The following is a 5,750-nucleotide window of genomic DNA, read 5'->3' as shown; positions in this document are numbered from 1 at the left end:
TTCAGCAGATACAGAGTTTCATACCGTGATGTCTGCGCTCGGAAATGCCAGAATGAATGTGGTGTACATCCGGAATATTTCTTCTTCAACCAGAAGATTTTTCGTAAGCTAATTTTCTCAAATTCAACAAAAAATGCAAAAAATAAATAAAATCAATCAATATCTGCTCGAAAAATATCCGACGGTATGGAATACCAGAATTGTATGGATGCTTTTGGCAAGTGCAGTGCTTCATATTTTCTTTTTTATCGTAGGCTATATTTCTCACGCAGATCCGGTCTCTTTACAGAAAATGAATGTAAAAGATGACTATTTCCGCGAAGGAATGATTTTTATCCACCTTATTATTTCCGTTCTCATGATGGTGGGATGGCTGATTATGATGTTTAAAAATAACGCATTCAAAAACTTTTATCCTTCTTTAAAAGGGAAATTGTTCCTGCAGTTTGTTCAGTACTTCATTATTCTTTTTGCAGGTACTACTTTTTATTTTTCTTATATGACGGGTTTTAAATTGTTTATCAAAAACAAATATCCCGATCAGGAAATGACTGAAAATATCAACGTTATTAATAAAGCCAGTGCTTTTCTTTCTCAGGATCTGGAGCATTATACTTTGGATAACAGAACTTTTCCAAAGTTTTACGATTTGTATTGCGAAACGGATATTAATAAAATAGACCGGAACCAGAAATATTTTGTGTACTATAACAGGATTTATCAGTTCTATAACTTATATTCAAAAACCGTTTATAAAAAAGATAAATACGGAGATTTCCTTTTCCCGTCAGGTGAAACCAAAAAAAATCTGGCGTATGAAGAAAATAAAAAAGGTTCTGCAACCTACTATTTCAAAAAAGATGTCGTGGATATGTCATCCTACATCAATACCACGGATTTAACGTATTATAATTTTTCTGATGTATTTTATAGTGATGATGATTCAGGAAAGGATTATTTGAGGATGCAATATTCTGTTGAAGAACCTTATGATGGATACAATCAGATGGTTAAAGACTCTTATAAAAAGAAGAGATTCGAAATCAACAGATTTACAACGGATCTGCTGAATAAAAAAAATCCTGCAGAAATTGAAAAGCTGCTGAAAAGTTTTCTTGATATTTCGAAAAAATTCGGAATCAACAATAATCTTGATTCAAAAAGCTGGGTGAAAATGATCTATTATCCCGATGATTTCAACGTCAGATATTTTATTAAAAAATACAAACCGGTTCCGGGTGAAGAATATGATGTAAATAATCCGCCAATGGACGAAGACGGAAATTATGTGTACACCGAGACTGTTGCAGATTCTGCTGTTGCTGTTGTAGACGGTGAAGTGGTGAATGATTCCGTTCAGATCAGAGACTTTAATCCGGATATTGATAACCAGCTTTCTCCGGCGGAATATTTTAAGAATAACACGACAGATTACTATTATTATTCAGACAATCTTCAGAATCTTCTGAATAATGTAGATAATATAAAATCTACGGATTTCTTTTCAGAAAATATTCATATTTATATCTGGATCGCATTTTTCCTCTCTACCATTATTTTCAGCTTCAGAATAACAGGGCTAAAATCTCTTCTTTTCAGCGTGATTAGTGCGGGCGTTTTATTTTTGGCAGTTGTTCTGGTAACAGTTTTATTTTCAGCTTCTGGCGGTAGAAGTGAAATTGAATTTTTTGTTTCCTATTTTGTCTTTTTTATAGGACTGGTGATTTTACTGCTTCCAATTGTAATGATGAAAAGTCTTAAAAAAATTATTGCCTCAATTCTCATTAACATCTCGATGAATGGCTTTGCTCTTTTTGTCTTGCTGATCTTTTTTATCATTAATATCCATCAGGAAAGAAACTGTGACCAGATCAATATTATGTCTTATAACTGTCCTACAATTATCAAAACATTAGAATTCAATCTCAGTTATATAATTTTATGCTGCGGATTTGTCTTTATGTATCTGTATACTTCCGTTCTGCATAAATGGAAAGCAATGCCGAATTAATTTTCATTAACGATTGAAACTTATCTAAACTTTTGATTATTATGAAAATAGCTTTCTAAAATATCTTTTGTAGTTAAACTTAAAACCGGTTGAAACAATGAGAAAGCTTACTTAAACAAGGAATTAAAAATGGCATTTTAACAAATTTTATCATGTCAGAAAATGGTTTTTATATTCAATTTTGTAATTTTAGGCAAAATTTAAAAAAGTGAAAAAGTTACTATTTGCAATTTGTATATCAGCTTCAGTTTTCAGTTTTGCTCAGGATTATTCTGTACCGGCAGCAAGTCCGCGCCAGAAAGTAGAGCAGCAGTTTTCAATGTCTAAAATCACGATCGATTACGGAAGACCGGGAGTAAAAGGACGTAAAATCTTCGGAGAACTGGTTCCTTACGGACAGGTTTGGAGAGCGGGAGCGAATTCATCCACCAAAATTACATTCGGACAGTCTGTAAACTTCGGCGGAAAAATTGTTCCGGCAGGAACTTATGGATTATTCATCGTTCCGACAGAAAAAGAATGGAAAGTAATCTTAAACAAAGATTTCCAGCAGTGGGGAGCTTATACATATGATGCAAAACAGGACGTTGTAGATGTTACGGTTCCGGTTAATAAATTAGCAGATAAGCAGGAATGGTTCGAAATTACTCTGAATCCTACAGGCGAAAACTCAGCCAACCTTGTGTTAAAGTGGGATCTTTCTCAGGCGGAAGTTGCTTTAAAACCTTCAAGTCCGGAAGCCGTAAGTAAAATTGCAGATAAGCTGAAGGAAATCAAAAAGATAGAATCTGACGCAGCAAAAACAAAAGGCTAAGAAATGAACTTTTCTATTCAGACTGTTTTAGAAAATGAAAAATATCAGTTAATCCCCTTACAACAAGGGGATTTTGAGTCTTTATACGAAGTGGCTTCCGATCCGAAAGTCTGGGACCAGCATCCCAATAAAGACCGCTACAAAAGGGAAGTTTTCGAAAATTTTTTCAAAGGAGCAATAGAAAGCAAAGGTGCCTTTAAAATTATTGAAAAAGAAACAGGAGCCGTTTTAGGAAGCAGTCGTTTTTATGATTATGATGAAGAGACAAACCGTATTTTTATCGGCTACACATTTTATGGAACAAAATCGTGGGGAAAAGGAATCAATCCGCAGATTAAAAAATTAATGCTTGATTATATTTTTCAGTTTGTAGACATAGTTCATTTTCATATCGGGAAAGAAAATTACCGTTCCCAGATTGCTTTGGAAAGATTAGGCGGAAAGAAAATTGCGGAGCAGGAAGTCGCGTATTTCGGAGAACCGACGAGAACTAACTTCGTGTATGAAATCAGAAAAGAAAATCATTGGGTTTAATTTTTTTGCAGATTTCACATATAGAGTTTGTTTAAACTTTTTAAAATAAAAATAGTCTTATTGGAAAACGCAAAGGCAAAAGATTTTTATCAATCTCAAACCTTTAAGGCGCAAGAAAATCAAAGATTTTTTAAACTATTGTTACCTTTTTGATTTATAATGATCAACTTTAAATAAAAGTTAGTTCATCTTTTGCTCCTTTTGCGGTTAAATAAAAGTTTAGGCAGACTTTTAGTTTAAATTTTATTTAAATTAAAACCTTTGTTAAATTTTACAAGTGAAACGGCTTTGTGAAACTAAAAAGCGATCACTAGTAAAAAACTTTGTTTACTTAGTGTTCAAAAAATAAAAAATAAATAATATGAAGAAATATAAAATTCAGCAATCCCCATTCGTTGTTCCTACCACAGACGGAAAACTCATCGAAGAACACTGGGGAAACTCCACGGGAAATTCCAATATTTCCATTGCACACATGGTTGCGCCGCCCAACTGGAGCGAACCGCATCAGACTCCCGAATTTGATGAATTCACCTTAATTATTTCAGGAAAAAAACAATTTGAAATCGACGGAGAAACAGTTGTTTTAGAAAAAGGACAAAGTATTTTAATAGAAAAAGGAGCAAGAGTGCGATACAGCAATCCGTTTTCAGAAGAATGTGAATATGTTGCCATCTGTCTTCCGGCTTTTTCTATGGATCTTGTAAACAGAGAAGAATAAAGAATGGCGCTACAAATTTGTCCTAAGTGTAAAGAAAATTCCTTTACATGGTTTATCAACGGAAAGTCTCATCTAACGGTTTGGAGCTGTTTCAATTGTGATTACGAAGCAAAGGAAAGCGAAAGTGAGAAATACATCTGCGAAAACTGCGGAAACAAAACAAAAACAAAGCTTAAAGATAAAGAAACCGAATATTTCTGGTGTTCTGACTGCAACACGACAAGCGAATTATAAAGAAAACGACCTCTAAGACTGGAGGTCGTTTTTTATGAGGATTATAATTATTTCAGAAGTTCTTTTAAAAACATCAACGTGTGGTTCCACGCTCTTTTTGCCATCACTTCGTTGTAATCCGGCGATTTCGGATCGGTAAAAGTATGTTTGGAATGTGCATACGTAATAATCTGCCAGTCTGCGTTTCCTTCATTCATTTCCTTCACCAGATTATTGTAATCTTCCGGACTTACCCCTCTGTCATCGGCAGGATTTTCCACCAGAATTTTTGTCGAGATCGGTCCGTTTTTTCTCGCCTGATCCTTTCCGATGCTTCCGTGGATAGAAACAACTCCCACCACAGGAAGATTTCCCCTCGCTGATTCCAAAGCTCCGGTTCCTCCGAAACAATAGCCGATTACCGCAATTTTTTCAGGAATTGCCCCGTTTTTTTTCAATTGTTCCAGCGCAAGTGAAATCCTTTTCTGGTACGCTTCGTAATTTTTCTTGTAATATCCCGAATTTTTTGCAGCCGTATCCATATTGGTCGGAATATTTCCCTCACCGTAAATATCCGCAATAAAAGCAACGTAGCCTTGTTTTTCAAGTTCGGCAGCGGCTGTTTTCGCTTCATCATCGATTCCTTTCCACGCAGGAAGAATCAGAACTCCCGGAAGTTTCTTTCCCGCATTGGAAGTTACCAGTCCGTTAAGTTTCTGCGCGCCGTCCTGATAAGCGACAGGTTTCAGATTCTGACTAAAAAAAGTCACCGAAGTCATTAAAAACGAAGACAATAAAAGTGAACGTATCATATTTTGTAATTTAATTTTTTTTAGGAGCTGTTTCCCGCTTTCGCTACTCGCTTTTTCTTGATTTCGGCGGTGGCGAAGCCACCGCCGAAACACAGAAAAGAGCTCAGACATGCCGCTCAATCAGGGCTAAATATCTGTCTGTTAATCAATATGGTAACAATACCATCAATAGTTCTGCCAAATTCAGCCATTGCCTGTTAAGATTTAATCAATAAAAATTATGAACATCTTTTGTTCTCTCAAAATTCAAGATTTTTCATTTAATCAAACCCATATTTTCAAGTTTGTTTAAACTAATTTTAAATTTAACCGCAAAAGAGACAAAAGACTTTATTGAATTTACTTAAAGTATTTCAAAAGTCTGCAAAGAGAAAAAATCTTTGATTTTTTTAACTTATGTGCTCTTTTTTCCATTTAATTATTAAACTTAAACAACTAAAGTGTTACAATATTTTGCGGTAAAAAGTTTAAACAAGTTTTTCATAAAACAACAAACAATGCATTTCTAAATTATTGAAAAATAATCAGGAATTTAAATTACTAAAAATAACTCAAAATCAATAAAAATAAGATATCGAGTCTGTTTAAACTTTTTATTGATTTGTAGTAATCAAATATAACTCTGTGACAGTGGAAAGGTTTTTT

Annotated in this window: 6 protein-coding genes; 5 read left to right on the top strand and 1 reads right to left on the bottom strand. The window is 34.3% G+C overall.

Features of this window, described 5'->3' with window-relative positions:
* The first annotated feature begins 133 nt into the window (after nucleotides 1–133).
* The 5 genes from WFK35_RS19840 (at nucleotide 134) to WFK35_RS19820 (ending at nucleotide 4,314) form a co-directional block, all read left to right on the top strand.
* On the top strand, nucleotides 134–2,011 hold the full coding sequence (locus WFK35_RS19840) for a hypothetical protein (RefSeq protein WP_336734145.1): 1,878 nt from the start codon (nucleotides 134–136) through the stop codon (nucleotides 2,009–2,011).
* A gap of 208 nt (nucleotides 2,012–2,219) precedes the next feature.
* The gene (locus WFK35_RS19835) at nucleotides 2,220–2,825 is read left to right on the top strand and encodes a DUF2911 domain-containing protein (RefSeq protein ID WP_336734143.1); all 606 of its coding nucleotides are present in this window, start codon (nucleotides 2,220–2,222) and stop codon (nucleotides 2,823–2,825) included.
* 3 nt (nucleotides 2,826–2,828) lie between these two features.
* Entirely contained in the window at nucleotides 2,829–3,359 is a 531-nt protein-coding gene (locus WFK35_RS19830) for a GNAT family N-acetyltransferase (RefSeq protein ID WP_336734141.1), read from the top strand.
* 361 nt (nucleotides 3,360–3,720) lie between these two features.
* The gene (locus tag WFK35_RS19825) at nucleotides 3,721–4,080 is read left to right on the top strand and encodes a cupin domain-containing protein (protein WP_336734140.1); all 360 of its coding nucleotides are present in this window, start codon (nucleotides 3,721–3,723) and stop codon (nucleotides 4,078–4,080) included.
* A gap of 3 nt (nucleotides 4,081–4,083) precedes the next feature.
* On the top strand, nucleotides 4,084–4,314 hold the full coding sequence (locus WFK35_RS19820) for a hypothetical protein (protein WP_336734138.1): 231 nt from the start codon (nucleotides 4,084–4,086) through the stop codon (nucleotides 4,312–4,314).
* 47 nt (nucleotides 4,315–4,361) lie between these two features.
* Here the strand turns inward: WFK35_RS19820 and WFK35_RS19815 are convergent, their stop codons facing one another.
* Nucleotides 4,362–5,105, bottom strand: coding sequence for a dienelactone hydrolase family protein (locus WFK35_RS19815; RefSeq protein WP_336734136.1), 744 nt, complete (start codon nucleotides 5,103–5,105; stop codon nucleotides 4,362–4,364).
* Between the last annotated feature and the right edge of the window lie 645 nt (nucleotides 5,106–5,750).

It is taken from the genome of Chryseobacterium sp. VD8 (genome assembly GCF_037149975.1).
Taxonomy (GTDB): Bacteria; Bacteroidota; Bacteroidia; order Flavobacteriales; family Weeksellaceae; genus Chryseobacterium; species Chryseobacterium indicum.
Note: the sequence above shows the minus strand (reverse complement) of the source record. Positions and strands in the feature narration are given on the sequence as shown.